At 65.4% G+C, this 25,083-nt stretch carries 26 protein-coding genes; 16 read left to right on the top strand and 10 right to left on the bottom strand.

The genetic code is table 11. The features are described 5' to 3' along the window. Positions 1 to 16: 16 nt before the first annotated feature. Together ligD and ku are read right to left on the bottom strand one after the other, a co-directional pair. Positions 17 to 2,518: a DNA ligase D gene (gene ligD, locus DPM33_RS14785; RefSeq protein ID WP_112098177.1), complete on the bottom strand. Its 2,502-nt coding sequence runs from the start codon at positions 2,516 to 2,518 to the stop codon at positions 17 to 19. Positions 2,519 to 2,530: 12 nt separating this feature from the next. Beyond that, the gene (gene ku / locus DPM33_RS14780; RefSeq protein ID WP_112098176.1) at positions 2,531 to 3,394 is read right to left on the bottom strand and encodes a non-homologous end joining protein Ku; all 864 of its coding nucleotides are present in this window, start codon (positions 3,392 to 3,394) and stop codon (positions 2,531 to 2,533) included. 366 nt (positions 3,395 to 3,760) lie between these two features. Between ku and DPM33_RS14775 the strand changes: the two genes are divergently transcribed. From DPM33_RS14775 to DPM33_RS14755, 5 genes are all read left to right on the top strand, one after another. Continuing rightward, entirely contained in the window at positions 3,761 to 3,907 is a 147-nt protein-coding gene (locus tag DPM33_RS14775) for a hypothetical protein (RefSeq protein ID WP_112098175.1), read from the top strand. A 178-nt stretch (positions 3,908 to 4,085) separates the two neighbouring features. Next, entirely contained in the window at positions 4,086 to 4,538 is a 453-nt protein-coding gene (locus tag DPM33_RS14770; RefSeq protein ID WP_112098174.1) for a thiol-disulfide oxidoreductase DCC family protein, read from the top strand. 14 nt (positions 4,539 to 4,552) lie between these two features. Next, positions 4,553 to 6,259, top strand: coding sequence for a saccharopine dehydrogenase family protein (locus DPM33_RS14765; RefSeq protein ID WP_112098173.1), 1,707 nt, complete (start codon positions 4,553 to 4,555; stop codon positions 6,257 to 6,259). 139 nt (positions 6,260 to 6,398) lie between these two features. Next, complete coding sequence (locus tag DPM33_RS14760; RefSeq protein WP_112098172.1) at positions 6,399 to 6,767, top strand: YciI family protein; 369 nt, start codon at positions 6,399 to 6,401, stop codon at positions 6,765 to 6,767. Between the two features lie 11 nt (positions 6,768 to 6,778). Continuing rightward, the gene (locus DPM33_RS14755) at positions 6,779 to 8,026 is read left to right on the top strand and encodes an RNA polymerase sigma factor (RefSeq protein WP_112098359.1); all 1,248 of its coding nucleotides are present in this window, start codon (positions 6,779 to 6,781) and stop codon (positions 8,024 to 8,026) included. Positions 8,027 to 8,040: 14 nt separating this feature from the next. Here the strand turns inward: DPM33_RS14755 and DPM33_RS14750 are convergent, their stop codons facing one another. From DPM33_RS14750 to hrcA, 6 genes are all read right to left on the bottom strand, one after another. Further along, entirely contained in the window at positions 8,041 to 8,664 is a 624-nt protein-coding gene (locus DPM33_RS14750) for a glutathione S-transferase family protein (RefSeq protein ID WP_112098171.1), read from the bottom strand. 348 nt (positions 8,665 to 9,012) lie between these two features. Continuing rightward, positions 9,013 to 9,993 (bottom strand): cysteine synthase A, encoded by a 981-nt coding sequence (cysK, locus tag DPM33_RS14745; protein ID WP_112098170.1) that lies wholly within the window; start codon positions 9,991 to 9,993, stop codon positions 9,013 to 9,015. Positions 9,994 to 10,181: 188 nt separating this feature from the next. Then, positions 10,182 to 10,799: a LysE family translocator gene (locus tag DPM33_RS14740; protein WP_112098169.1), complete on the bottom strand. Its 618-nt coding sequence runs from the start codon at positions 10,797 to 10,799 to the stop codon at positions 10,182 to 10,184. Between the two features lie 496 nt (positions 10,800 to 11,295). Next, positions 11,296 to 12,636 carry a PQQ-dependent sugar dehydrogenase gene (locus tag DPM33_RS14735; RefSeq protein ID WP_112098168.1) on the bottom strand — a complete coding sequence of 447 codons (1,341 nt, stop codon included), beginning with the start codon at positions 12,634 to 12,636 and terminating at the stop codon, positions 11,296 to 11,298. Positions 12,637 to 12,755: 119 nt separating this feature from the next. Next, positions 12,756 to 12,956, bottom strand: coding sequence for a hypothetical protein (locus tag DPM33_RS14730; protein WP_112098167.1), 201 nt, complete (start codon positions 12,954 to 12,956; stop codon positions 12,756 to 12,758). Between the two features lie 80 nt (positions 12,957 to 13,036). Further along, positions 13,037 to 14,119 carry a heat-inducible transcriptional repressor HrcA gene (gene hrcA / locus DPM33_RS14725; protein ID WP_112098166.1) on the bottom strand — a complete coding sequence of 361 codons (1,083 nt, stop codon included), beginning with the start codon at positions 14,117 to 14,119 and terminating at the stop codon, positions 13,037 to 13,039. Between the two features lie 197 nt (positions 14,120 to 14,316). Here hrcA and rph point away from each other — a divergent pair, with 197 nt between their 5' ends. The 5 genes from rph (at position 14,317) to DPM33_RS14695 (ending at position 17,857) form a co-directional block, all read left to right on the top strand. Continuing rightward, positions 14,317 to 15,033: a ribonuclease PH gene (rph, locus tag DPM33_RS14720; RefSeq protein ID WP_112098165.1), complete on the top strand. Its 717-nt coding sequence runs from the start codon at positions 14,317 to 14,319 to the stop codon at positions 15,031 to 15,033. 226 nt (positions 15,034 to 15,259) lie between these two features. Then, positions 15,260 to 15,670, top strand: coding sequence for a VOC family protein (locus DPM33_RS14710; protein ID WP_112098163.1), 411 nt, complete (start codon positions 15,260 to 15,262; stop codon positions 15,668 to 15,670). Further along, positions 15,670 to 16,362, top strand: coding sequence for an RdgB/HAM1 family non-canonical purine NTP pyrophosphatase (gene rdgB / locus DPM33_RS14705; protein WP_112098162.1), 693 nt, complete (start codon positions 15,670 to 15,672; stop codon positions 16,360 to 16,362). Before DPM33_RS14710 ends, rdgB begins: the two co-directional genes overlap by 1 nt. Continuing rightward, positions 16,359 to 17,531, top strand: a complete 1,173-nt coding sequence (hemW, locus tag DPM33_RS14700; RefSeq protein ID WP_167449072.1) for a radical SAM family heme chaperone HemW — start codon at positions 16,359 to 16,361, stop codon at positions 17,529 to 17,531. Before rdgB ends, hemW begins: the two co-directional genes overlap by 4 nt. A gap of 5 nt (positions 17,532 to 17,536) precedes the next feature. Then, complete coding sequence (locus DPM33_RS14695) at positions 17,537 to 17,857, top strand: low molecular weight protein tyrosine phosphatase family protein (protein WP_112098161.1); 321 nt, start codon at positions 17,537 to 17,539, stop codon at positions 17,855 to 17,857. Positions 17,858 to 18,069: 212 nt separating this feature from the next. Here the strand turns inward: DPM33_RS14695 and DPM33_RS14690 are convergent, their stop codons facing one another. Further along, a complete protein-coding gene (locus tag DPM33_RS14690; protein WP_112098160.1) occupies positions 18,070 to 18,258 on the bottom strand; it encodes a hypothetical protein in 189 nt (62 codons plus the stop codon). 156 nt (positions 18,259 to 18,414) lie between these two features. Between DPM33_RS14690 and rsmI the strand changes: the two genes are divergently transcribed. After that, on the top strand, positions 18,415 to 19,305 hold the full coding sequence (rsmI, locus tag DPM33_RS14685; RefSeq protein WP_112098159.1) for a 16S rRNA (cytidine(1402)-2'-O)-methyltransferase: 891 nt from the start codon (positions 18,415 to 18,417) through the stop codon (positions 19,303 to 19,305). Positions 19,306 to 19,356: 51 nt separating this feature from the next. Next, positions 19,357 to 19,734, top strand: a complete 378-nt coding sequence (locus DPM33_RS14680; protein ID WP_112098158.1) for a YraN family protein — start codon at positions 19,357 to 19,359, stop codon at positions 19,732 to 19,734. A gap of 226 nt (positions 19,735 to 19,960) precedes the next feature. Here DPM33_RS14680 and DPM33_RS14675 read toward each other — a convergent pair whose 3' ends face one another. Then, on the bottom strand, positions 19,961 to 20,767 hold the full coding sequence (locus DPM33_RS14675) for an undecaprenyl-diphosphate phosphatase (protein WP_112098157.1): 807 nt from the start codon (positions 20,765 to 20,767) through the stop codon (positions 19,961 to 19,963). Positions 20,768 to 21,087: 320 nt separating this feature from the next. Between DPM33_RS14675 and DPM33_RS14670 the strand changes: the two genes are divergently transcribed. From DPM33_RS14670 to mepA, 4 genes are all read left to right on the top strand, one after another. Beyond that, a complete protein-coding gene (locus tag DPM33_RS14670) occupies positions 21,088 to 21,780 on the top strand; it encodes a glutathione S-transferase family protein (RefSeq protein ID WP_112098156.1) in 693 nt (230 codons plus the stop codon). After that, entirely contained in the window at positions 21,761 to 22,912 is a 1,152-nt protein-coding gene (gene queG, locus DPM33_RS14665) for a tRNA epoxyqueuosine(34) reductase QueG (protein ID WP_112098155.1), read from the top strand. Before DPM33_RS14670 ends, queG begins: the two co-directional genes overlap by 20 nt. Positions 22,913 to 22,925: 13 nt before the next feature. After that, positions 22,926 to 23,828, top strand: a complete 903-nt coding sequence (locus tag DPM33_RS14660; RefSeq protein ID WP_112098154.1) for an SDR family oxidoreductase — start codon at positions 22,926 to 22,928, stop codon at positions 23,826 to 23,828. 96 nt (positions 23,829 to 23,924) lie between these two features. Further along, entirely contained in the window at positions 23,925 to 25,007 is a 1,083-nt protein-coding gene (gene mepA, locus DPM33_RS14655; RefSeq protein WP_112098153.1) for a penicillin-insensitive murein endopeptidase, read from the top strand. Positions 25,008 to 25,083: the final 76 nt, after the last annotated feature.

Genomic DNA, 25,083 nt, shown 5'->3' with positions numbered 1-25,083 from the left:
GCTGCGCGCAAACGATTCACCCCCGCTTCAACACCTTCCCCAGCTTGAAGAAATCCTTCCACGGATCGGCCTTCTTCAACTGTGCCAGCGTGGAAGCATCGCCGAGCGGGAACGCATTCGGCCCAACACCTTTTTCGAGTTCCGGCCAGGTCACCGGCATCGACACCGTCGCGCCCTTCTTGGCGCGCGAGGAATAGGGCGCGACCGTGGTCGAGCCGCGGCCGTTGCGCAGATAGTCGACGAAGATTTTTCCGGTGCGCGCCTTCTTCGACAGCGTCGCGGTGTAGCGGTCGGGCGCGGCCTGCTCCAGCGCGCGGGCAAAGTCATGGGCGAAATCCTTGACCGCGTCCCAGTCGGCCGAGGGTTTCAGCGGCACCAGCACGTGATAGCCCTTGCCGCCGGAGGTCTTGACCAGGTTGGGCAGCGACAGTTCGTCGAGCTGCTTGCGGATGTCGAGCGCCGCCTCGCGCACTTTGGAGACATCGACACCTTCATCCGGATCGAGATCGAAAATGATCTGGTCCGGCTTTTCCAATGCGTCGAGGGTGCAGCCCCAGATATGCACCTCGACCACGCCGTACTGGACAAGTGCTGCGAGCCCATCGAAATCCTTGATGTACAGGATCTCCTCGCCGTCGGTCGGGTCCTTCATCCGCGCGATCTTGTCGCTCATGCCGGGCGAGGCATGCTTCTGGAAGAAGCGCTGGCCGTGGATGCCGTCCGGCGCGCGCACCAGGCTGAGCGGCCGGTTGACGACGAATTGCTCCATGCGCGGCCAGACCAGCGCGTAGTGATCGAGCAAGTCCTGCTTGGAGACTTTTTCGTCGGGCCAAAGCAGCTTGTCGGGATGCGAGAGCTTTACCGAGGTTTTTGCGGTTCCGGCCGAGGTTTTCGGCGCAGCCTTGCCACCCGGCTTTGCTTCGGTTTCGGCCTTCTTCGGCTGTTCCTGCACGACTTCCTCCGCCGGTTTGTCCTCGCGCAGCCCCTGGAACGAGGCATGGCGGATTATATGGTCGGACGTCCAGCTACGGAACTCCACCTCGCCGACAAGTTGCGGCTTGACGAAGGTGAGCCCCTTGCCCTTCGGCACGGCGGCCGAGAAGGGCGATTTATCGGCCGTAAGAGCGTCGAGCTTCTTCTTGAGGTCTGCCGCCACCTTGCCGGAGAAACCGGTGCCGACGCGGCCGGCGTAATGCAGCTTGCCGCCCTCGTTGAAGCCGACCAGCAGCGAGCGCACGCCGCGCCCGATCTTGTCCGAAGGCAGATAGCCGCCGATGACGAACTCCTGGCGCAGCGTGCATTTCGACTTGATCCAGGAGAGCCCCCGTCCGCTGCGATAGGGCGCGTCGGCGCGCTTCGACACCACGCCTTCCAGGCCCATGCGGCAGACATGCTGCAGCATGACCTTGCCCGGCTCGTGGAAATGATCGCTGAAGCGCAGCGCCGAATTCTCCGGCTGCTCGCCGAGCAGCTCGGCCAGGGCCTGCTTGCGCTCGACCAGCGGCTCGCGGCGCAAGTCCTTGCCGTCGAGCCGCATCAGGTCGAACGCATAATAGACGAAGCGATCGGCGCGACGCGCCGACAGATCCGCCTGCAGCAGCGGGAAGGACGAGACGCCGCTGTCGGCCAGCACGACGATCTCGCCGTCGATGATGGCGTCGCGGCATTTCAGCCCGGACAGCGCGGCCGTCACCGGACCGTCGAATTTTTCCGTCCAGTCGAGGCCGGCGCGGGTCAGCAGCCTGACGTCGCTGCCGGCGATCTGCGCCTGCATGCGGTAGCCGTCGAATTTCACCTCGTGCAGCCAATCCTCACCAGCGGGTGCATCCTTTTCCAGCGTCGCCAATTGCGGCTCGATGAAGTCGAGGCGCTTGGCGTGCCCGGCCTTGGCCTTGTCGGCGGCCGGCTTGTTCGATTGCCAGACCTTCGGTGTCTCGCCCTTCGCGGCCTTGCCTTCGCCGACCTCCTCGATGGTCAGGCCCGACTTCACCGATTTCGGTTCGTCCGCAAGCACATCCTCGCCTGGGCGCGCGGCGGCATCGTCCGACTTGATCAGCAGCCAATTGTCGCGCTTTTCGCCGGGACGCGGCCGCAGCCTGACCAGATGCCAGCGGCCGTTGAGCTTGTGGCCTTCCAGCTCGAAATCAATATGGCCCTTCTTCATGCCCCTGGCCGGATCGCCGTCAGGGGTCCATTTGCCTTCGTCCCAGACGATGACCGAGCCCCCGCCATACTGGCCCTTCGGAATGGTGCCTTCGAAGGCGGCGTAATCGATCGGGTGATCCTCGACATGCACGGCCAGCCGCTTCTCATGCGGATCGAGGCTCGGGCCGCGTGTCACCGCCCAGCTCCACAGCACCCCGTCATGCTCCAGCCGGAAATCATAGTGGAGCCGCGTCGCGGCGTGCTTCTGGACAACGAAGATGCCGCCGCCCTGCTTTTGTCCGCCGACCTTGCCGGCCGGCTCGGCGGTTTTCTTGAAATCGCGCTTGGCGTGATATTGTTCGAGGCCGGCCATGCCGCCATCCTCCTATGCGGATTTGCGCTTCGGCGCCGGCTTGCTCTTGCCTTTCCCGGCCGCCGCTTTCGATGTGGCCTTGCCGGCTTTGCCGCCGCCTTCGGCGTTGAGGCTCTTCTTCAGCGCGTCGAACAGGTTGACCACGTTGGACGGTTTGGGCGGCGCCTTGGCCTTCGGCGCCTTCTTGCCGGCCTTCTTGGCGCGGATCAGCTCCAGCAGCGCATCCTCGTAGCGGTCGTCGAATTTCGAGGGATCGAACTTCGTCTTCTTGCCGTCGATGATGTGCTGGGCGAGGTCGATCATCTCCTTGTCGGTCTTCGCCGCCGCGATGTCCTCGAACACCGTCGCCGGCCGGCGCACCGTGTCGTCATAGCGCAAAGTGGTCAGCACCATGCCCTTGCCGAGCGGCTCGATCACCACCGGACGCTCGCGCTGATAGAGCACGATGCGCGCGAGGCCGGCCATCTTCCTCGCCGCCATCGCGTCGCGGATGACGGCAAAGGCTTCTTCAGAGACCTTGTCGGCCGGCGAGACGTAATAGGGCGTGTCGAGATAGATCTGCTCGATCGAGGATTTGTCGACGAAGCCGTCGAGGCTCATCGTGTGCGAGGACTCGATCTGCACCGCCTCGATCTCGTCCTCCTCGATATGGACGAAATCGCCGTCGCTCACCTCATAGCCCTTGATCTCGTCACCGTCCTCCAGCGGCTTGCCGGTTTCGGCATCGACATAGATGCGTTTGACGGTGTTGCCGGTCTTGCGGTTGAGGATGCGGAACGAGACCCTTTCGGCATGGGTGACGACGTTGGTCAGCTCGATGGCGCAGGTGACCAGCGACAGTTTGAGATAGCCCTTCCAGGCCGGGCGTGGTGCCATGGTGAACTCCCGGGGTGAACCCCTGCGCGACGCGATCCTACCGCAACGGGCGGAGGCTTGCTCCGGTTCCGCCACGGATGCCATCCGTGGCCCCCACCTCACGCAACGAAATTTCCGGCGCCGCCCGGACGTGAAACAGAAGCGCGTCGAAGCGACATCGGAACGAAACATATGTGATGCAAAAGTCACACGCAGCGGAATGGCGACAAAGGGCACCGAAAGACCCCGAATCAGCCGCATTCCGGCCATGATGCAGCGAGTTTCGGACCAGAAATTAACATCACGTTCACCGACTATTCACGCCTCGACGCTATGCTCTCGAACAATTCGGACGGGACATCCGAAAGCGGGACAGGGACAGGTAAAATGAACTTCTGGAATCACATCGCCGGCTACGCCGCCGCCATTCGCGAATTCGTCGCGCCGACCTATCGGCCGGAGCGCTATTACATGCGCGGCCCCGGCCCGGCCTGTGCACGCCGCGCCAATTCGCTGGGCGTCAGCATCAACTGACATGACCCGCGAACGCGCCCACCACAGCCGCATTTGCAGGCCGGCCGCCGACCAGCGCGCCACGACCTACCGCGCTGAGCGCCTCATGCTCGCCGCCAACTGGCGTGCGACAACGCCGCGACTTTGACGCCGCCGCCGGCTGGCTTAGTGTCTAAGGGCACAAGCAGCCGGGGCCGCCATGACCGACCTGCCAGAACCGACCCGTCCCGCCTCTCCGAGCCAGGCCTATGACGCCCGATATCCGCTGATCGTCTTCGACGGCGTCTGCGTGTTCTGCTCAGGCTTCGTCCAGTTCGTCCTGAAACTCGACCGGAAAAGGTGCTTCCGCTTCGCCACGGCGCAGTCGCCGCTCGGCGAGGCGCTGTTTCGCCAGCACGGTCTGCCGACCGACGATTACGACAGCAACCTCGCCATCATCGACGGCGCGGCCTTCACCAAGCTCGACAGTTTCGTCGCCGTCATGGCCGCGCTCGGCTGGCCGTGGCGCGCGGCGAAAGTACTGCTCATCCTGCCCAGGCCGCTGCGCGACTGGCTCTACGACCGTGTCGCCAAGAACCGCTACGCGCTGTTCGGCCGCAAGGACAGCTGCGAGATCCCATCCGCCGAACTGCGGCAGCGGCTGGTCGATTGAGATCGGGGGTTCAAATGAAGCTTCTGGTCGTCGGCGGCTATGGCACCTTCGGCGGACGCATCGTGCAGTTGCTGGAGAATGAGCCGCGCCTCAAACTGCTCGTCGCCGGCCGCTCGCTCGGCAAGGCCGAGGCCTATTGCAGAGTGCGAGGCGGCACCAAGGCCAGGCTCGTACCAACACTGTTCGACCGCGATTGCGACCTTGCCGCGCAACTCGCCGACATGCGGCCCAACATCGTCATCGACGCCAGTGGTCCGTTCCAGGCCTATGGCGAGGGGCGCTACCGGCTGATCGAGGCCTGCATCGATGCGCGTATCCATTATCTCGATCTCGCCGACGGCTCGGAGTTCGTGGACGGCGTTGCCGCCTTCGATGCGGCGGCCAAAGCGGCCGGCGTGATGGTGCTCTCCGGCGTGTCGAGCTTCCCGGTGCTGACGGCGGCGGTGGTGCGGCGTCTTTCGGCAGGCCTGAAGCGTGTCGACAGCATTCGCGGCGGCATCGCCCCGTCGCCCTTCGCCGGCGTCGGCGAGAACGTCATCCGTGCCATTGCGAGCTATGCAGGTCGGCCGGTGGGGCTGCTGCGGAACGGCAAGCCGGCCGAAGGTTATCCGCTCACCGAGCAGATACGCACCACGATCGCGCCGCCCGGACGCATGCCGGTGCGCAACACTTTGTTTTCGCTGGTCGACGTGCCGGATTTGCGGGCGCTGCAGGCGCTGTGGCCGGAAGCGGGCACGATCTGGATGGGCGCCGGCCCGGTGCCGGAGCTGCTGCACCGGGCGTTGATCGGGCTGGCCTGGCTGGTCCGCGCCGGGCTCGTCGGTTCGCTGTCGCCGCTGGCGCCGCTGATGCACTGGGCGACGAACCGGCTGTGCTGGGGCGAGCATCGCGGCGGCATGTTCGTCGCGGTCGAAGGCGTTGACAAGGCCGGCAGGCCGGTCAAGCGCTCCTGGCATCTGTTGGCCGAGGGCGATGACGGGCCGCTGATCCCGTCCATGGCGGTCGAGGCGATCATCCGCAAGGCGCTCGACGGCCGCACGCCCCTGCCGGGCGCGCGGGCGGCGGTGCGCGACGTCGAACTCGAAGACTATGAGACGCTGTTCGGCAGCAAGACGATCCATACCGGCTTCCGGGACGACAGCGAGACCAGGGGTCTCTATCCAGACCTGCTCGGCGATGCCTGGAAAAGCCTTCCGACCGAGATCCGCGCCATGCATGGGGGAGCGGAACTGGCGCAGGGCCGCGCCAGCGTCGAGCGCGGCGGCGGCATGCTTAGCCGGCTTGCGGCGCGGCTGATCGGTTTTCCGACCGCCGGGACGGATGTCCCGGTCAAAGTCCGCTTCGATATCGGCAAGGACGGCGAGACCTGGACGCGGACCTTCGGAACCCACGGCTTTTCGAGCCGGCAATTTGCCGGACGCGGCCGTTCGGAGCGGCTGCTTTGCGAGGGCTTCGGGCCGCTCAGCTTCGCCATGGCGCTGGTCGTCGACGGCAATCGGCTCTCGCTCGTGCTGCGCCGCTGGAGCCTGCTCGGCGTGCCGCTGCCGATGTGGCTTTGCCCACGCTCGAACGCATACGAAACCGTCGAGGACGGCCGCTTCCGCTTCCATGTCGAAATATCGCACCCTGTCGCCGGGCTGATCGTGCGCTATCGCGGCTGGCTGGAGCCCGCTTCGCGCCTGGCGCCCAGGGAAATACGACAACCGGTTCCGGCGGAGTGAGAAGGACGGAGTGACCGGCCTGCCCGCACGGATTGCGGCAGGCAAAAAATACTTTCGGACGCCTGTCGAAATCGCTCGAAGCCACACGACATGGGTCGGCACGCAACGAAGCGGCCTTCAGAAAGAACGGGAGAAGACCATGCGATACATGCTTTTGATCTACAATGACGAGGCGGCGATGGCGAACGCTCCGAAGGAGCAGACCCAACAGGTGCTCGCGGCCTATGGCGCCTATACCGAGGCGCTGAAGAAATCCGGCGCGTATATCGCCGGCGAGCGGCTGCGCCCGACCCAGGCGGCCACCTCGGTGCGGCTGGCCAGCGGCAAGACCAATGTGCTCGACGGCCCCTATGCCGACACCAAGGAGCAACTGGCCGGTTTCTACATGATCGAGGCGGCCGACATCGACACCGCCATCGAATGGGGTGCGCGCTGCCCTGCGTCCAGCTCCGGCACGGTCGAGGTGCGGCCAATCTGGGAAATGGCCGAGTACATAGAAGCCGCGTAGCGAACCCTGTGATGGATGATCGCTTGGAGATCGCGCGGGCGGCGGCCGAAGCGGCCGCCCGGCGTAGCTACGGCAAGCTGGTCGCCTGGCTGGCGGCCCGCACGCGCGACGTCGCCGGCGCCGAGGACGCGCTGGCCGACGCCTTCGCGGCGGCGCTGGAACGCTGGCCGCGAACCGGCGTGCCGGCGCAGCCGGAAGCGTGGCTGCTCTCGGTGGCGCGCCGGCGCGACGTGGACGCGGTGCGGCGGCGGCTGACCGGCGAGGCGGCCCGCGATCATCTGCAGCTGATCGCCGAGGAGATGGAGGCGCGCATGAGCGGCGAGGAGCTGCCCGACGACCGGTTGCGACTGATGTTCGCCTGCGCCCATCCGGCGATCGAATCGAGCGTGCGCGCGCCGCTGATCCTGCAGACGATCCTCGGTTTCGACGCGGCGACGATCGCCTCGGCCTTTCTGGTTTCGCCGGCGACGATGGGGCAGCGGCTGGTGCGGGCCAAGGCTCGCATCCGCGAGACCGGGATCCCGTTCCGCGTGCCGGAGCAGGCGGAGCTCGGCGATCGGCTTGGCGCGGTGCTGGAAGCGATCTACGCCACCTTCGCCGAAGGCTGGTCGGATGCGACCGGCACCGATACCAGGCGGCGCAACCTCGCCACCGAAGGCATCTGGCTCGGCCGTCTGGTCGCCTCGCTGATGCCGGACGAGCCGGAGGCGCTCGGACTGCTGGCGCTGATGCTTTTCGCCGAGGCGCGCCGCTCGGCGAGGCGCGGCCCTGAAGGGGACTTCGTGCCGCTTGCCGAGCAGGATGTCGCGCTCTGGGACGACGGCCTGATCGACGAGGCGGAGGCCTTGCTGGTGCGCGCCGCGCAACGAAAAATCATCGGCCGCTACCAGTTGGAGGCCGCCGTGCAGTCCGCCCACACGGCGCGCCGGCGCGGCAGCGGCACCGACTGGGCGGCGATCCGCCAGCTTTACGACGCGCTGCTCGCCGTCGCCGGCTCGCCGGTGGTGGCGATCAACCGCGCGGTGGCGATCGCCGAAACCGAGGGTGCCCCGGCGGGATTGGCGGCGCTTTACGTGTTGGGCGAGGACAAACGGCTGCAGGACTACCAGCCCTATTGGGCCGCCCGCGCCGGACTGCTCGCCAGGCTCGGCAACAGAAAGCAGGCGGCAGAATCCTACGACCAGGCGATCGGCCTCGAGCGCGACCCGGCGCTGCGGCGTTTCCTGCAGGGCGAGAAGGCCAAGCTCGTCAAGAATTAGGTGACGCCGAGCTTCTAAGCCCACATCTCGTGCGATGCGTTCAGCTTGCGCATCAGCTCATGCTTTCGCAGCCGCGCCCACAGGCGTTCGATGTTTGGCCAGGCGCCGCGCGCTTTCTCCACCTCGGGATGCCAGGCCACCAGCATGACGAGGTAGATGTCGGCGAGCGAGAGTGTGTCGCCGGCCAGCCAGTCGCGCCCGGCCAGCGCCTGGTCGAGGATGGCAAAGCCGCGGTCCATCTCGGCGACCGCCGCCTGCTTCACCGGCTGCAAGCCTTCGCCGTCGGCGGTATAGCGGTGCGCGTAATAGAGCCTCAGGATCGCGGGGTAGAGCACCGACGACATGAAGGCCATCCAGCGCAGGAAATCGGCCCGGCCCGGCGAGCCCGCTTCCGGCGCCAGGCCGGCTCCCGGATGGCGTTCGGCCAGCAGGATGCAGATTGCCGCCGATTCGGTCAGCGAATGACCGTCCGGCAGCGTCAGCACCGGCACCTGGTTCAGCGGGCTGATAGCGAGGAAGGCCGGATCGGGCGGATCCTTCTTGGGCACGTCGATCTGCTCGAAGGGCACATCGGCCATGGCAAGCGCCGCCTCGACGACGAAGCCGCCGCTGCCGGGGCGCGTATAGAGCTTGTACATGCGAATCCTCCCGCCGGCCGATTTGGGGCCGGCGGTGATATCAGCCGGAAGCGACGCCCGCCTCAAGCCGGGCACCGCCTGCCACGGATGCTTTTTGAACAGTCCAGTTCGACGCTGCCATGCTGCTATATAAAGGTCGGCTAGGTCGGCGGGACAGCGCCCCCCTCTGTCCTGCCGGACATCTCCCCAACAAGGGGGGAGATTGGCCGTCGCGTCGGCTTTCGCCAATCTTCGACGTCGCAAAAATCGGGCTAGGCGCCGAAGCTGCTAATCTCCCCCCAAGTGGGGGAGATGCCCGGCAGGGCAGAGGGGGGCGCGAAGGATCTCGGCGCTGGGGTTTTCAGGCACCTACGCGCCCAGGCCGTCGAACAGGATGGTCGAGAGATAGCGCTCGGCGAAGGAAGGGATGACGACGACGAGGTTCTTGCCCTTGTTCTCGGGCCGCGAGCCGACCACGATGGCCGCCTGGAGCGCGGCGCCCGACGAGATGCCGACCGGTACGCCTTCGAGGCGGGCGACGAGGCGGGCATTGGCGACCGAATCCTCGTTCGAAACCCTCACCACCTCGTCATAGATCGAGGTGTCGAGGATCTTTGGCGCGAAGCCTGCGCCGATGCCCTGGATCTTGTGCGGACCGGGCTGGCCGCCCGACAGCACCGGCGAGGCTTCCGGCTCGACCGCCACGACATGCAGCGAAGGCTTGCGCTTCTTCAGCACCTGGCCGACGCCGGTAATGGTACCACCGGTGCCGATGCCGGCAACGAAGATGTCGACCTCGCCATTGGTGTCGTTCCAGATCTCCTCGGCCGTGGTGCGGCGGTGGATTTCCGGATTGGCCGGGTTCTCGAACTGCTGCGGGATGATGGCGTTTGGCAGCGTGGCGGCAAGCTCGTCGGCCTTGGCGATGGCGCCCTTCATGCCTTTCGGGCCTTCCGTCAGCACCAGCTCGGCGCCGAGCAGCGCCAGCATCTTGCGGCGCTCGACCGACATCGTCTCCGGCATGGTGAGGATCAGCTTGTAGCCCTTGGCGGCGGCGGCGAAAGCGAGCGCGATGCCGGTGTTGCCGGAGGTCGGCTCGATCAGTGTCGTCTTGCCGGGCGCAATCTTGCCGGCCTCCTCCAGCGCCTCGATCATGGCGACGCCGATGCGGTCCTTGACCGAAGCGATCGGATTGAAGAATTCGAGCTTGGCCATGAGGTTGGCGACGATGCCCTTCTCCTTGGCGAACTTGTCCAGCCTGACCAGCGGCGTGTCGCCAATCGTCTCCGTGATCGAGTTGAAGACGCGGCCGCGGCCGGGCACGCGCGCGGAGGTGACGGGCTTGTTCATTGGTTCGCTCCCAAGGCAATGGCACAGGCAGACAGAATAGGGCTTTCAGCCGCGCAAGATAGGCCGGCGGCCGAAAATATCCGAGTGGAACGATTGCTCAAAACCGCGCCGCACCGGAAATGCATTTTCCGCCGCAAGCGGTTTCTGGAATGGTTTGGCTGAAATCCAGGACGGGTTGAGATTGGAGCCTATTGGCGCGCCGCAATCGCCGCCGCCGCGCCCATCATGAAGCCGGCGGCGGTGCGGTTCAGCAGCTTGAGCGCGCGCGGCGATTTCAGGAACCAGCGCGCCTTGGCGGCCAAAGCCAGATAAGGCACCAGCACGACGAACAGCACCAGCACGGTGAGCACCGCGAGGATGGCGTAGTCGGCAAAGGTGATCGTCTTCAGATCGACGATGGTCGGCGTGATGGCGAGATAGAAGATCATCGTCTTCGGGTTGCCGAGCGTGACCGTCAGCCCGGCGATGAAGCTCGACACCAGACCGCCCTTGGCCTTCCGCGCCTCGATGTTTTCCGGCGTGACGCCGCTGGTCCAGAAGCGCCAGGCGAGGAAGGCGAGATAAGCGACGCCGGCCCATTTGATGGCGAGGAAGACCATGCCGAAGGTCTGCGCGACGAAGGCGAGCCCGAGCACGACGGCGGTGAGATAGGTGAGGTCGCCAAACATAAGGCCGAACGACATGGCGAGCGACGAGCGGAAGCCGGAGCCGAGCGCGCGGGCGACAAGCGCCGTGACGCCGGGGCCTGGAATGGCGGCGGCGATCGCGAGGGTGGCGCTGTAAGCGACGAATCCGGCGAGTGTCATGGTTTTTGGCCTAGCCGAAGGGACCAGTGGGGAGCGCGGCTTCTACCATAATGCGGGGCTGCTGGTAATTCCCTCGCGGCGGGATGCGTTACGCCAGCGGTGTCAGGAGTTGGTTTCCGCAGCAGAAGAATTTTGACCAGCCGGCTATGTCTGCGTTGGTGGGGTGGCATGCCTTGGAGATTGGCTGAAACGACCACCCAGTCGTCATCCACGGGCGGAGCAAGGAGCGAAGCGACGCGCGCAGACCCGAGGATCCATGCCGTGACTTCGACGCGCCGCAATGGTGCGGAATTCTGCGCCGTTTGCATCCTTCGGCCAAGGTAACGGCATGGATTCTAGGGTCTGCGCGCGTCGCATCGCTCCTTGCTCCGCCCTAGAATGACGAGGTTGGGAGGCCTCAGCAAATCGCCAGCGTTTTCACTGACTTCATGGAGGTGAGCGGTGAACGCCTTGTCCATCGACAAACGGCACCTTCTAAAATCCCTCAGTCGAACAGCTACCCACCATATGTAACGCGCCAGATGGTGCCGTTGCCGTCCTCGGTCAGGATCAGCGCGCCGTCCTTGGCCACGGCGACGCCGACCGGCCGGCCCCACAGCGCGTCGTCGGCAATGACGAAGCCGGTGGCGAAGTCGTCATACTCGCCGGTCGGCTTGCCGTCCTTGAATCTCAGCCGCACCACCTTGTAGCCGGTGCGGACATCGCGGTTCCACGAGCCGTGCAGGGTAACGAAGGCATCGCCCTTGTAGTCGGCCGGGAAGTTGGCGCCGTCATAGAAGGCGATGTTGAGCGGCGCCGAATGCGCCTGGATCAGCACGTCGGGCAGCTTGACCTTGCCGGCGAGGTCGGTGCGAGCGCCCTTGTAGCGGGGATCCTCATTGTCGCCGATATAATACCAAGGCCAGCCGTAGAAAGCGCCTTCCTTCACGGCGGTGGCGTATTCGAAGGGGACGTTGTCGCCAAGCTCGTCGCGTTCGTTGACGACGCACCAGAGCGCGCCCGTCGCCGGCTGCACGGTCATGCCGGAACAGTTGCGCAGGCCGGTGGCGACGGTCCTGCGGTTGTTGCCGTCGGGATCGAAGGCGAGCACATCGGCGCGACCCTCCTCCGAGCCCCAGGCGGCGCCCAGGGGCTGCGATTTCGCCCAGTCCTCGACCCCGCCTTTTGGCTCGTCGCTCATATCTTCGGCGATGTTCGAACCCGAGCCCACCGACAAATAGAGCGTCTTGCCGTCCGGGGAGAAGGCGATGTCGCGCGTCCAGTGGTGGTTGGCAGGTATTTTGGCGACGATGGTCTGCGGCTTGCCGGACGCTTCGAGGTCGCCGTCGCGATAGGGCAAGCGGACGACGCTGTCGCTGTTGGCGACATAGACCCATTGCGGCTTGTCGCCCGGCGGATAGAAGGCGATGCCATAGGGCCGGGTCAGGCCCTCGGCGAAGACCGACGTCTCGGCGGGCTTGGCGCTGCCCTCGGCCAGACGATAGACGCGGATCTGATTGGCCTTGCTGTCGGCCACGAAGAGGTCGCCATTCGGCGCCACGCGCACGACGCGCGGGTTGTCGATGCCGGAGGCGACGAGCTCGACGGAGAAGCCCGGCGGAAGCTTGGGCCTGGCGTTCTCGGGCCGATCGGTGAGGCCACCGCCATTGGAAGCGGACTCGGTCAAATAGGGTTTCGGCAGATCGTCAGGCTTGAGCAACCGGCGCACGCCCGGACGGTCGGCCTTCCAGTCGCCGAAGGCCTTTTCGCCGCTGAGCAGGGGCTGATCTGCCTGCTGCGCAAAGGCGCCGGTGGCGAGAACCAGCGCAAGGCCCGCGAGGCCGACGATCCGCATCATGCTGTTCCTCCGTCGTCCGCCAACGCGCCCGATCGATCAGCGCCTGCAGAGAGCATATCGGGCACATGGTTCCTAAGAGAAGCGGGCGCACGCTGATTTGACGACGGAGCGCCAGGAACTCAGGTCTCCTCTTCGACGTCCAGATCGTCGTCGAGGCGCTGTTCCAGTTCGACGAGGTCGGCCGGCAAGGGCAGGCCCATGGCGCGCAGCTCCCGCAATTTCTCACGCAATTGTTCCTGGATCTCGTGCTCGTCCTCGGGCTGGTTGATCATCTCCTCGAGCAGCAGGCTGATCTGGGCCTTCAACGATTCCAGCGCCATGTTTTCTCCCTCCGCGGCTCCCCGACCTTAGGTGTGTCGAGATTTCAGGTCAGGCCGGCATCACCTGAATATCGATACACCTAACGGAGCATGCGCGAAATCAGCTGTGCGGTGTAATCGACCATCGGCACGATGCGGGCGTAGTTCAGCCTTGTCGGGCCGATGACGCCCAGCGCGCCGATGACGCGGGCATCCTTGTCGCGATAGGGCGCGACGACCAGCGACGAGCCGGACAGCGAGAACAGCTTGTTCTCCGAGCCGATGAAGATGCGCACGCCCGGTCCCTCTTCGGCGAGGTCGAGCAGTTGCAGCAGCCCATCCTGCGTTTCCAGGTCCTCGAACAGATGGCGAAGCAGCTCGATGTCTGCCTGGGCAGTGACGTTTTCCAGAAGGTTGGCTCGGCCGCGCACGATGAGGCGCGCCGGCAGGCCGCTTTCGGCGCCCGCCCAGACCGCGAGGCCCTTCTCGACCAGATCCTGCGACAGCGTGTCGAGCGCCGCCCTGGTCTCGTCCTTGATGCGGGCGATCTCCACCCGCGCCTCGGCCAGCGTGCGGCCGCGGATATGGGCGTTGAGGAAATTCGACGCCTCATGCAGCTGCGACACGGTGGTGCCGGCGGGCAGGTCGACGACACGGTTCTCGACATCGCCGTTCTGCGACACCAGCACGGCCAGCGCCTTGGTCGGCTCAAGCTGGATGAATTCGATGTGCTTGAGGGCCACCTCGTTCTTGGAGGCGAGCACCAGGCCGGCGCCGCGCGACATGCCGGACAGCATCTGGCTGGCCTCGGTCAGCATGTGCTCCAGCGTCGCGCCCGAGCCGGAGGCGCGCACCTGCGCCTCGATGATGCGGCGCTCGTCGTCGGAAAGGTCGCCGAGTTCCATGAATGCGTCGACGAAGAAGCGCAGGCCGGTCTGCGTCGGCAGGCGGCCAGCGGAAATATGCGGCGCGTAGATGAGGCCGAGATGTTCGAGATCGCTCATCACGTTGCGGATGGTGGCCGGCGAAAGCGAAGAGGGCAGGATTCGCGACAGGCTGCGCGAGCCGACCGGCTCGCCGTCACGCAGATAAGAATCGACGATCCGCCGGAAAATATCGCGCGAGCGCATGTCGAGTGACTGAAGCACCGGCGACTGCGACGTCGGATCGACTGACTTGTTCATTCCGGCGAGAAACCTCCTGCAGAAAAGATATAGACTTAAGCCACCCCCGCGCAACCCGGCGCCGCGTTTGCGGTCACCCAGGTGCCGCGTTGCGGTCACCCCGACGTTTTCCTTTGCGCCCCCTTTTCCTTTGCGACTTGCGCCACATGCGTCTACAAGCCGGCCACGATTCCGAAAACGAGAAGAAAGCAGGCCGAATGCGCCCCTCCAAACGCCAAGCCGATGAAATGCGCGCCATCTCCTTCGAGCGCGGCGTCTCCAAGCACGCCGAAGGCTCCTGCCTGGTGAAGTTCGGCGACACGCATGTCCTGTGCACGGCGAGCCTGGAGGAAAAGGTGCCGGCCTGGATGCGCAATTCCGGCAAGGGCTGGGTGACGGCCGAATACGGCATGCTGCCGCGCTCGACCGGCGAGCGCATGCGGCGCGAGGCCTCCGCCGGCAAGCAGGGCGGCCGTACGCTGGAGATCCAGCGGCTGATCGGCCGGAGCTTGCGCGCCGTGGTCGACTTGCAGGCGCTGGGCGAGCAGCAGATCACCGTCGACTGCGACGTCATCCAGGCCGATGGCGGCACCCGCACCGCCTCGATCACAGGCGGCTGGGTGGCGCTCTACGATTGCCTGCGCTGGATGGAAGCGCGCCAGATGGTGAGCGTTTCCAAGGTGCTGAAGGACCATGTCGCGGCGATTTCCTGCGGCATCCATGACGGCCAGCCGGTCATCGACCTCGACTATCTGGAAGATTCCTCGGCCGGAACCGACGCCAATTTCGTCATGACCGGCAAGGGCGGCATCGTCGAGATCCAGGGCACGGCGGAAGGCGAGCCGTTTTCCGAGGAACAGTTCGCGGCGCTGATGGGCCTGGCCAAGAAGGGTATCTCGCGGCTGGTGAGCCTGCAGCAGATGGCGGTGGCGTAGGTTTTCGAATGCCGAGCCTGGGCCCCCCTCTCTGGCCTGCCGGCCATCTCCCCCTCAAGGGGGGAGATTGGGTGTCACCACGGCTTTCGCCAATCTCCAGCGTTGCAGGACGCGCAGCGGCGTCGAAGCTGCCAATCTCCCCCCTTGAGTGGGAGATGCCCGATTTACCCTCCGTAGCTGCAGCGCAGCTGCTGCGAAGGACGGGCAGGGCAGAGAGGGGGGCCTATTGATACCCTCCGCAATCCTGGAATCAGCCCTCTACGTCACAGACTTGCACGCCGCTGAAGCCTTCTACCGCGACATCATCGGCCTCGAAGCGCTGGGCAAGGTCGAAGGCCGCCACGTCTTCTTCCGCTGCGGCGATGGCGTGTTGCTCCTCTTCAACGCCGAGGCGACAAGAATCCCGCCGGCCCCCGACGCCAGGCTGAAGGTGCCGCCGCATGGCACGGCCGGCGAGGGACATCTCTGCTTTGCCGCCAGCGCCGATGAAATCGCCGAGTGGCGCGGACACCTGACGGCCAACAACATCGCCATCGAAAGCGATTTCGAGTGGCCGCAGGGCGGACATTCGATCTATATCCGCGACCCTTCGGGCAATTCGATCGAGTTCGCCGAACCACGGATCTGGGGTTTTTGATGCATTCTCATCCTGTTCATTCCCTTGGGGGCCAGAAAATCGTCGTCGCCAGCCACAATGCAGGCAAGCTGCGCGAATTCGCCGACCTGATGGCGCCGTTCGGCTTCGAGGCGAAGTCGGCCAAGGAATACGGCCTGCCGGAGCCGGACGAAACCGGCACCACCTTCGAGGAGAACGCCTATATCAAGGCTTTCGCCGCGGCCAAGGCCACCGGGCTGCCGGCGCTGTCCGACGATTCCGGGCTCTGCGTCGACGCGCTCGACGGCGCGCCGGGCGTCTACACCGCCAACTGGGCCGAGAAGCCAGACGGCAGCAGGGATTTCGGCATGGCGATGCAGAAGACCGAAACGGCGCTGCAGGAGGCACGCGCGACCGAGCCTTCGCAGCGCACCGGCCGCTTCGTCGCGGTCATTTGCCTCGCCTTTCCGGACGGCGAGGCAGAGTATTACCGGGGCGAGGCGGAAGGCACGCTGGTGTGGCCGCCGCGCGGCACGCTCGGCTTCGGCTACGATCCGGCGTTTTTGCCCAATGGCTTCGACAAGACTTTTGGCGAGATGAGCGCGCAAGAAAAGCATGGCTGGAAGCCCGGCCAGGCGACGGCGCTTTCGCACCGCGCGCGCGCCTTCCAGAAATTCGCGCAAGCGCGATTGGATTTGGCCAGATTGGATCTGGCGCGATCAGGATCCGCATGAGCTCGGTGACCATACCGCTCGACCGCAGCCCCGGCTTCGGCGTCTATATCCACTGGCCGTTCTGCGCGGCCAAGTGCCCTTATTGCGACTTCAACAGCCATGTCCGCCACCAGCCGGTCGACCAGGAACGTTTCGCCCGCGCCTTCGAAACCGAGCTTGCGACGATGCGCGCTCGCACCGGCCCGCGCGAGGTGACCAGCATTTTTCTCGGCGGCGGCACGCCGTCGCTGATGAAGCCGGAAACGGTGGGCGCGGTGCTGGAGGCGGTGGCGAAGAACTGGACAGTGCCTGAAGGCATCGAGGTGACGCTGGAGGCCAACCCGTCCTCGGTCGAGGCCGAGCGTTTCCGTGGCTATCGGGCCGCCGGCGTCAACCGCGTGTCGCTCGGCGTGCAGGCGCTGAACGACAAGGATCTGCGCTTCCTCGGCCGGCTGCACAATGTCGAGGAGGCGCTGCACGCCATCGGTCTCGCGCGCGAGATTTTTCCACGCCTGTCCTTCGACCTGATCTATGCGCGGCCCGGCCAGACGCCGGAGGAATGGGGCGCGGAACTCGAACAGGCGATCGGCTATGCCGTGGACCACCTTTCGCTCTACCAGCTCACCATCGAGGAAGGCACGCCCTTCCACGCGCTCTACGCGGCACGCAAATTCACGCTGCCCGACAACGACCATGCCGCCGACCTCTACGCGCTGACACAGGAGGTGACGGCGGCGCATGGCCTGCCGGCCTATGAGATTTCCAACCATGCCCAGCCGGGCGCCGAAAGCCGCCACAATCTGACCTATTGGCGCTACGGCGAATATGTCGGCGTCGGACCGGGCGCGCATGGCCGTTTCGTCGAGAACGGTCGCCGCACCGTGACAATAGCCGAGCGGATGCCGGAGACTTGGGCCAATCTGGTCGAGGCCAAGGGCCACGGCGTCACCGGCGGCGAAATCCTGACCCGCCCCGAGGAAGCCGACGAATTCCTGCTGATGGGCTTGAGGCTCGCCGAAGGTATCGACCTTCAGCGCTACGAGGCGCTGTCGGGCCGCGGACTTTCCAGCGCGCGGCTTTCGGTACTGCAGGAGGAAGGACTGGTGGCGCCGGTCGGCAATGCCAGGCTGCGCGCCACGACCGCCGGCATGATCGTGCTCGACGCCGTGGTGGCGGATCTGGCCAGGTAACCTTTTTGAAAAACGTCCTGTTCGTCTGCAGCCAGAACCGGTTGCGTAGCCCCACTGCCGAGCAGGTGTTTTCCAAGCGCCACGACATCGAGGTTGAATCGGCCGGCACCAATCACGACGCCGACAACCCGCTGACGCATGAGCTGGTGGCCTGGGCCGATATCATCTTCGTCATGGAAAAAGCGCACCGCAACAAGCTGCAGAAGAAGTTCCGGTCGAGCCTGAAGGGCGCCAGGGTGATCTGCCTGGACATTCCGGACGACTACGAATTCATGGATCCGGAACTGGTGCGGCTATTGCAGGTGAGGGTCGGCAGGTATCTCTGAGGATGTAGCGATTTCCGCGCGTTCGTCATTCTCGGGCTTGACGCTAGACTCCATGCCGTGACCCATGCGAAGGGCGCGGCGGTGCAGAATTCCGCACCGTTTGGTGGCGCTTCACTGTAACGGCATGGATTCCAGGGTCTGCGCGCGTCGCTTCGCTCCTTGCTCCGCCCTGGAATGACTAGGCGCGAGATCGTGAAGGTCGAGGACGGTCTTTAAGCGTCGTGCTTCTGGCGATGCTTGCCGCGGGTCTTCTCGCCATGCGCCTCGCCGTGGCGAACCTGCTTCTGGTCGGCCTTGTCGCGGCGGGCGCCTTGCTGCTCGGTGATCGGATGTGTGGGAATGCCCTCGCGGGCGGTTTTGCTTTCAAGTCGGCTGATGAAGATGTCGAAGCGATTGGGCATCGTCCGGTCCTGCCTCCTCCCAGGGAATCAGGGGTTAAATTCGCCGTTGCCGGTTTCGTTCCTCACTGTGGCAAAGGCATGGCGATTTCCTTGCGGCGACTTCACGTTTTGCAACCGGCCGTGAGCCATGCCAAACAGGGTGAATGGAGGGTTATCTTGACCGGCGACAAACGCAGCTACCTGATCGGACAGACCGAGATCGCGGCACGGCCGCTCGCGCCAGCGCTCTATCTGGTGGCGACGCCGATCGGCAACCTGGCCGACATCACGCTGCGCGCGCTGGAGACGCTGGCCGCCGCCAATATCGTCGCCTGTGAGGACACGCGCGTCTCGCGCGTGCTGCTCGAACGCTACGGCATCCGGCGGCGCACCACCGCCTATCACGAGCACAACGCAAGTGAGGCCGGACCGAAGCTGATCGAGGCGCTGGCGACCGGGCAGAGCGTGGCGCTGATCTCCGACGCCGGCACGCCGCTGGTCTCCGATCCCGGCTACCGGCTGGTCGGCGAGGCGCTGGAACGCGGCATTCGCGTCGTGCCGATCCCGGGACCTTCGGCGGCACTTGCTGCGCTGACGGCGTCGGGCCTGCCGTCCGACGCCTTCCTGTTCGCCGGGTTCCTGCCGGTGAAAGGCGGGCAAAGGCTGACAAAGCTTGAAACCTTCAAGGCTGTGCCGGCGACACTGATCTTCTTCGAGTCGCCGCGGCGGCTGGCCGAGACGCTCGGCGCCATGGTCGAGGCGCTGGGCGGCGCACGCCAGGCCGCCATCGGGCGTGAGCTGACCAAGACCTTCGAGGAGATGCGGACCGGAACGCTGGCCGAGCTTGCCGACCACTACGCGGCGGTCGACACGCCGAAGGGCGAGATCGTCATCTGCGTCGGCCCGCCGGAGGCGGCGGAGGGCCAGCCGGCCGACATCGACCGGCTGCTCCTGTCGCTTGCGGCGGAGATGCCGGCCTCCAAGGCGGCGGCGGAAGCGGCGAAAATGACCGGCGGCCAGAAGCAAGCGCTTTACCGGCGGCTCCTGGAGCTGAAGGACGGACCATGATCCCAAAAAGTGGAACCCGGTTTTTGGAAAAGATCGTGGCCGAACAAAAAGATGGCTGAGCGCACGGCCGGCCATCGCCGCAAAGCCTATCGGCGCGGCCATCGCGGCGAGTGGCTGGCGGCGCTGGCGCTGATGCTGAAAGGCTACCGCATCCTTGCCCGTCGCCACCGCACCAGGCTCGGCGAGATCGACCTGATCGCCCGGCGCGGCGACCTCGTGCTGTTCGTCGAGGTCAAGGCAAGGCGCACGCTGATCGAGGCGATGGAAGCGATCGGCCGTGAATCGGAGCGCCGCATCGAGGGCGCCGCGGATTTGTGGCTGTCGCGCCAGCCCGATTACGGGAAGCTTTCAATGCGTTTCGACATGGTGGCCGTGCTGCCCTGGCGCTGGCCGGTGCATGTCGAGAACGCGTTTTATGGACGGAATTGAGGTCTGCTCAACGGCGTAGGCTGGCGGGACAGCGCCCCCCTCTGGCCTGCCGGCCATCTCCCCCACTTGGGGGGAGATCAGATGTCGTCGTCGCCTTCGCCAATCATCAACGTTGCAGGAAGAGAGCCGCGGGCGAAGCTGCCAATCTCCCCCCTCGTGGGGGAGATGCCCGGCAGGGCAGAGGGGGGCGCGACGGAACTCGACGAATGGTGCGGGCGAAGCCCGCTTACCCCCAGATGAATAGCGCCACCAGCCCGGCAATGCCCACCACCAGCCGCCACCAGCCGAACAGCGAATAGCCGTTCTTCGAGACGTAATCGAGCAGGAAGCGCACCACGATCAGCGCGGTGACGAAGGCGGCGATGAAACCGACGGAAATGATCGGCAGGTCGGCCGAGGTCAGCACGTTGCGGTTCTTGTAGAGGTCGAAAACGAAGGCGCCGACCATGGTGGGCATGGCGAGGAAGAAGGAGAATTCCGCCGCCGCGCGCTTGTCGACGCCCATCAGCAGCGCGCCGACGATGGTCGAGCCCGAGCGTGAGGTGCCGGGGATCAGCGACAGGCACTGGAACAGGCCGATCTTCAAATAAACGCTCAACGGGAAACGCTCGACATCGTGATGCACCGGCTTGAAGTTGATACGGTCGACGACGAGCAGCACCACGCCGCCAATGATCAGCATGATGCAGATCAGCCTGGGCGATTCGAACAGGATGGTCTTGATGAAATCATGCGCCAGCGCGCCGATGACCGCGGCCGGCAGGAAGGCGATGAGGATGCCGATGACGAAATGCCGGGTCTGCGGGTCGCTGGGGAACTTCAACAGCATCTGCCAAAGCTTGCTGAAATAGACACTCAAAATGGCCAGGATCGCTCCGAGCTGGATCAGGATTTCGAAGGCCTTGCCGGTCGAGTGGAAGCCGAGGAAATGGCCGGCAAGCAGGATGTGGCCGGTCGAAGAGACAGGGATGAACTCGGTCAGGCCCTCCAGCAGCCCAAGCAGCAGCGCTTCGACGATGGTCTGGCTTTCCATGGCAACCTCAGGATTTCGGGGACAGCTGGGGACAACGGTTTGCTTGTCACGGCGCGGAAGTCCCCCTATAGGTCGCAACACCGTGACGGCCGCATGACGGGCCGCCAAGACTTACCGGCGCGGGTACCGATTCGCCAGTGTGGCAATCCGGAATTCGCCGCACCTCGGAGCAGCGCAATGTGCGAATTCCGGATTCTGAGCCACACTGTCAACTTTGAGTTCTAGTGTGGTTTTGGATTTGAAGTTCCTGGACGCTGATGCCATTGAGGGTACAGGAACTTCAAATCCACCACACTAGTGCGCCCTATCATCGCGGAACCATGCTGACGCTTTTCCACCATCCGATGTTCGCCACCTGCCGGTTCGTCCGCCTCGCCTTCGGCGAATATGGCGAGGAACTGGCGCTGATCGAGGAAAAGCCGTGGACGCGGCGCAAGGAGTTTCTGGCGCTGAACCCGGCCGGCACGCTGCCGATCCTGCTTGCCGAGGGCGATGTGCCGATCGTCGGCGCCATGGTGATCGCCGAATATCTCGACGAGACGCGCGGCGTGTTGAAGCGCGACAAGCGGCTGTTCGCCGAAGACCCGATGCAGCGCGCCGAAATCCGCCGGCTGACCGACTGGTATCTGAGTAAAGCTGAGAGCGAAGTGACCCGTCATCTGGTGCGTGAGCGCGTGCTGAAGCCGGTAATGCCGGAAACCGCCGGCGGCGGCTCGCCGGATTCGGCCGCGATCAGGGCGGCGCGCGCCAACATCCGCCAGCACATGAAATACACCAACTGGCTGGCCGGCACGCGCCATTGGCTGGCCGGCAGCAAGGTGACCTATGCCGACCTCGCGGCGGCGGCGACGCTTTCGGTGCTCGACTACCTCGGCGAGATCGACTGGCGCGAACACACCGCCGCGCGCGAATGGTACACGCGGGTGAAATCGCGGCCGTCGTTCCGGCCGCTGCTCTCCGACCGGGTGCGCGGCCTGTCGCCGGTATCGCATTATGCGGACCTCGACTTCTGAAAACCTGCGCGCGCTGATCGACGCCGAGGCGCACCGCGCCGGCTTCGAGGCCGTCGCCGTGACAAGGCCGGACGCGATCCCGTTGGCGCCGGCAAGGCTCGCCGAATTCGTCTCGGACGGTTTTCATGGCTCGATGGAGTGGATCGCCGAGACGGTTCAGCGCCGCGCCGAACCCTCGACGCTATGGCCCGAGGTGCGCTCGATCATCGTTTTGGCGATGAATTACGGTCCGGACCACGATCCGCGTGGATTGCAAGCAAGACGCGATCGCGGCGCGATCTCGGTCTATGCGCAGAACCGCGACTACCACGACGTGATGAAGGGTCGGCTGAAGGAGATCGCCGGGAAGATCGTGGCGCGCGTCGGCGGCGACGTCAAAGTGTTCGTCGATACGGCGCCGGTGATGGAAAAGCCGCTGGCGGAGGCGGCGGGGCTCGGTTGGCAAGGCAAGCACACCAATCTGGTGAGCCGCGCGCATGGCTCGTGGCTGTTCCTCGGCACGATCTTCACCACGGCCGAGCTGGAGCCGGACACCGCCGAGATCGACCATTGCGGCTCCTGCCGCGCCTGTCTCGACGCCTGCCCGACCGATGCGTTCCCAGCGCCCTACCGGCTCGATGCGCGGCGCTGCATCTCCTATCTGACCATCGAGAACAAGGGGCCCATCCCGCGCGAATTCCGCGAAAAGATGGGAAATCGCATCTATGGCTGCGACGATTGCCTCGCCGCCTGTCCGTGGAACAAATTCGCCAGCGCGGCCGCTGAAGCCAAGCTTGCGGCGCGCGCGGATTTGCGCGAGCCGCAGCTTTCGGAACTGCTCGCCCTCGACGATGCGTCATTTCGCGCTTTCTTCTCGGGCTCGCCGGTCAAGCGCATCGGCCGCGACCGTTTTGTGCGCAACGTGGTGATCGCGGCCGGCAATTCGAGCGATGCCTCGCTGACACCTATAGCGCGCCGCCTGCTCGACGACGCTTCGCCGCTGGTACGGGGTGCGGCAATCTGGGCTCTGTCGCGATTGCTCCCGGATCGCGAATTTGGCGACCTCGCCGCCACGGCTTCGAAGACCGAAACCGATGTGGTGGTCCGACAGGAATGGCTGGCGGCGCTGACACCGCCCGTAGGGGCCGATTGATGGGGGTTCATTGATGGGCGAAAGACGCTTCTTCATCTTCGGCGCCGGCTATTCCGGCAGGGCTTTCGCGCGCGCCAACGGCCAGCGCGCGCCGGTCTTCGGCACGACCCGGGCGCCGGAAAAGTTCGAAGCTTTGCGGCAGGTGGGCATCGAGCCCTTGCAATTCGATGCTTCGCTGACGCCCGACCTCGGCGAGGCGCTTACAAGGACGACACATCTCATCGTCTCGGTCGCCCCCGACGAAGCCGGCGATCCGGTGCTCAACGTCGCTGGCGATGCGCTGCGGGAAGAGATGCCGGCGCTGGAGTGGATCGGCTATCTCTCCACCGTCGGCGTCTATGGCGATCATGGCGGCGCCTGGGTGGACGAGACCGGCGATTGCCGCCCGGTGTCGAAGCGCTCGGTGATGCGCGTGGTGGCCGAACAGGAATGGCTGAAGCTCGGCCGCGAGATCGGCAAACCGGTGGCGATCCTGCGGCTTTCCGGCATTTACGGCCCAGGCCGCAACGCGCTGGTCAATCTCGAGGACGGCACGGCGCGGCGGCTGGTCAAGAAGGATCAGGTGTTCAACCGCATCCATTGCGACGACATTGCCGGCGCGCTCTGGCATCTGGCCGACGACAATCTCGGCGGCATCTTCAACGTCACCGACGACGAGCCGGCGCCGCCGCAGGATGTCGTGGCTTACGCCGCCGGACTGATGGGCGTCGAGCCGCCGCCGGAAATTCCGTTCGAGACCGCCCAACTTTCGCCCATGGCGCGGTCTTTCTATGGCGAGAACAAGCGCGTCGCCAACAAGGCGATCAAGGCGGCTGGCTACAGCTTCCGGTTCCCGAACTATCGGGTGGCGCTGGAGCGAATGTGGGCCGACGGTGACTGGCGGGACGGCGAGCCGCGCAGTGCGATAAGGCGCTGACGGTCGATGCGGGACGCGCGGCGTGGTATGATTCGTTGCTGATCAGGTTTGCCTGACTTCGCGGCAAACGGATAGACTCGAAGGGGACCCAGCCTGATGAATTTGCGATCGCTGCCTGACCGCAAACCGTTCCTGACCGCCGCGCTAGCGCTGGTGGCGCTGGCCGCGCTGGCGGCTGCCGCGATTTCGGCCGAGCCCCGCGCGAAGGACCTGTTCGGCGCGAGAGAACTGCCGGCGGTCGCGCCCGCGCAATCCTTCGGCTTCTATTCAAAAGGCTGCTTCACCGGCGGCGTGGCGCTGCCGATGGACGGCCCGACCTGGGAAGTGATGCGCCCGTCCCGCAACCGGCGCTGGGGCCACCCGGCGATGGTTGCGCTGATCGAAAAACTGTCGCGCGACGCGGTAGCCGATGGCTGGCCGGGGCTTCTGGTCGGCGACGTCTCGCAGCCGCGCGGCGGGCCGATGATGACTGGGCATGCCTCGCACCAGATCGGGCTCGACGCCGACATCTGGCTGACGCCGATGCCGAAGCGGCCGCTGACCACGGCGCAGCGCGAGAGCATGAGCGCGACGTTGATGGTCGACGAAAAAACGCATCTGGTGAAGGACGCGCTGTGGACGCCGCAGCACACAAGGCTGCTGAAGCGCGCGGCGAGCTACCCGGAGGTCGAGCGCATCCTGGTCAATCCCGGTATCAAGAAGAAGCTCTGCGACACCGTCACCGGCGACCGCACCTGGCTACGCAAGATCCGGCCGTTCTGGGGGCATGACTATCATTTCCACATGCGAATCGGCTGCCAGCCGGGCTCCCCCTTCTGCAAGGCGCAGGAGACGACGCCGGACGATGACGGCTGCGGCAAGCCGCTCGCCTGGTGGTTTACCGCGGAGCCATGGCGGCCGAACAAGAACCCGGACGCGCCGAAGGCGCGCGACCTGATGACGATGGCCAACCTGCCGAAGCAATGCCAGGACGTCGTGAACGCGCCGGACGCGCCCTCGCTGGAGGCGGTGACCTATCATGACGGCGGAGCCGCGGCGGTCGCCGTGGCCGAACCGCAGCCGACGGAGCCGGCGGAGGCGATCTCCAGCGACAACGCGGCCCTGCCGGCGGCGGCCAGTGCTTTCGCGCCAACACCGAAGATCGGCATTCCGCTGCCAAGGCCTAGACCGGGAAACTAGTGCGTTTCACCGTTTCACGGAAACGGCGAAACGCCCTATCTCTTTGCTTTGACGCAATTCCGGACGGAAAACCGCA

The organism is Mesorhizobium hawassense (assembly GCF_003289945.1).
Lineage (GTDB): Bacteria > Pseudomonadota > Alphaproteobacteria > Rhizobiales > Rhizobiaceae > Mesorhizobium > Mesorhizobium hawassense.
This window is presented reverse-complemented; position numbering and strand designations above follow the sequence as displayed.

Excerpts from the sequence above, each read along its gene's own strand:
- ligD (WP_112098177.1), bottom strand. The coding sequence starts at position 2,518 with ATGGCCGGCCTCGAACAATATCACGCCAAGCGCGATTTCAAGAAAACC.
- ku (WP_112098176.1), bottom strand. The coding sequence starts at position 3,394 with ATGGCACCACGCCCGGCCTGGAAGGGCTATCTCAAACTGTCGCTGGTC.
- DPM33_RS14775 (WP_112098175.1), top strand. The coding sequence starts at position 3,761 with ATGAACTTCTGGAATCACATCGCCGGCTACGCCGCCGCCATTCGCGAA.
- DPM33_RS14770 (WP_112098174.1), top strand. The coding sequence starts at position 4,086 with ATGACCGACCTGCCAGAACCGACCCGTCCCGCCTCTCCGAGCCAGGCC.
- DPM33_RS14765 (WP_112098173.1), top strand. The coding sequence starts at position 4,553 with ATGAAGCTTCTGGTCGTCGGCGGCTATGGCACCTTCGGCGGACGCATC.
- DPM33_RS14760 (WP_112098172.1), top strand. The coding sequence starts at position 6,399 with ATGCGATACATGCTTTTGATCTACAATGACGAGGCGGCGATGGCGAAC.
- DPM33_RS14755 (WP_112098359.1), top strand. The coding sequence starts at position 6,779 with ATGGATGATCGCTTGGAGATCGCGCGGGCGGCGGCCGAAGCGGCCGCC.
- DPM33_RS14750 (WP_112098171.1), bottom strand. The coding sequence starts at position 8,664 with ATGTACAAGCTCTATACGCGCCCCGGCAGCGGCGGCTTCGTCGTCGAG.
- cysK (WP_112098170.1), bottom strand. The coding sequence starts at position 9,993 with ATGAACAAGCCCGTCACCTCCGCGCGCGTGCCCGGCCGCGGCCGCGTC.
- DPM33_RS14740 (WP_112098169.1), bottom strand. The coding sequence starts at position 10,799 with ATGACACTCGCCGGATTCGTCGCTTACAGCGCCACCCTCGCGATCGCC.
- DPM33_RS14735 (WP_112098168.1), bottom strand. The coding sequence starts at position 12,636 with ATGATGCGGATCGTCGGCCTCGCGGGCCTTGCGCTGGTTCTCGCCACC.
- DPM33_RS14730 (WP_112098167.1), bottom strand. The coding sequence starts at position 12,956 with ATGGCGCTGGAATCGTTGAAGGCCCAGATCAGCCTGCTGCTCGAGGAG.
- hrcA (WP_112098166.1), bottom strand. The coding sequence starts at position 14,119 with ATGAACAAGTCAGTCGATCCGACGTCGCAGTCGCCGGTGCTTCAGTCA.
- rph (WP_112098165.1), top strand. The coding sequence starts at position 14,317 with ATGCGCCCCTCCAAACGCCAAGCCGATGAAATGCGCGCCATCTCCTTC.
- rdgB (WP_112098162.1), top strand. The coding sequence starts at position 15,670 with ATGCATTCTCATCCTGTTCATTCCCTTGGGGGCCAGAAAATCGTCGTC.
- hemW (WP_167449072.1), top strand. The coding sequence starts at position 16,359 with ATGAGCTCGGTGACCATACCGCTCGACCGCAGCCCCGGCTTCGGCGTC.
- DPM33_RS14690 (WP_112098160.1), bottom strand. The coding sequence starts at position 18,258 with ATGCCCAATCGCTTCGACATCTTCATCAGCCGACTTGAAAGCAAAACC.
- DPM33_RS14680 (WP_112098158.1), top strand. The coding sequence starts at position 19,357 with ATGGCTGAGCGCACGGCCGGCCATCGCCGCAAAGCCTATCGGCGCGGC.
- DPM33_RS14675 (WP_112098157.1), bottom strand. The coding sequence starts at position 20,767 with ATGGAAAGCCAGACCATCGTCGAAGCGCTGCTGCTTGGGCTGCTGGAG.
- DPM33_RS14670 (WP_112098156.1), top strand. The coding sequence starts at position 21,088 with ATGCTGACGCTTTTCCACCATCCGATGTTCGCCACCTGCCGGTTCGTC.
- queG (WP_112098155.1), top strand. The coding sequence starts at position 21,761 with ATGCGGACCTCGACTTCTGAAAACCTGCGCGCGCTGATCGACGCCGAG.
- DPM33_RS14660 (WP_112098154.1), top strand. The coding sequence starts at position 22,926 with ATGGGCGAAAGACGCTTCTTCATCTTCGGCGCCGGCTATTCCGGCAGG.
- mepA (WP_112098153.1), top strand. The coding sequence starts at position 23,925 with ATGAATTTGCGATCGCTGCCTGACCGCAAACCGTTCCTGACCGCCGCG.